Source organism: Variovorax sp. M-6, assembly GCF_052114385.1.
Classification (GTDB): domain Bacteria; phylum Pseudomonadota; class Gammaproteobacteria; order Burkholderiales; family Burkholderiaceae_C; genus Variovorax.
Map to the genome: position 1 here is coordinate 1 of NZ_JBFREQ010000128.1, position 431 is coordinate 431.

The 431-nt window shown below is 72.6% G+C and carries 1 protein-coding gene and 1 pseudogene; both read left to right on the forward strand.

The annotated features are described in order from the left end of the window. Positions 1–128: pseudogene (locus tag AB4Z46_RS35465) on the forward strand (glycine--tRNA ligase subunit alpha); the annotation flags it as partial. Between the two features lie 18 nt (positions 129–146). Continuing rightward, on the forward strand, positions 147–431 hold a 285-nt coding region (locus AB4Z46_RS35470), incomplete at its 3' end, for a metal-dependent hydrolase (RefSeq protein ID WP_442288230.1).

Below are 431 nucleotides of genomic sequence, written 5' to 3' on the forward strand. Positions count from 1 at the left end.
ACATCGGCCGCATCCGCAACCTCGCGCGCAGCGTGGCGCAGAGCTACTACGACAGCCGCGAGCGCCTTGGTTTCCCGATGGCGCCGCGCGAATGGGTCGCGCAAATGCCGCCCAGGAAGCCGGCCTGATACACCACAGCACGCCCGATGCCCACCGTCTTCACCCACGTCGCCGTACCTGTCTGCGCAGCCATTGCGCTGGGCACGCGGCGCGTGCCGGTGCCGGCGCTGCTCGCGGGCATGCTGGCGTCCCTCGCGCCCGACTTCGACGGCCTGGCCTTCAAGCTCGGCATCGCCTACGGCGGCATGGCGGGCCACCGCGGCTTCACGCACACGCTGGTGTTCGCGCTGCTGCTGGGCCTTGCGGGCTGGTGGCTCGCGCCGCGCTGGGGCATGCGCCGGGCGGCGGGCTGGGCGTGGATTGCGCTGTGC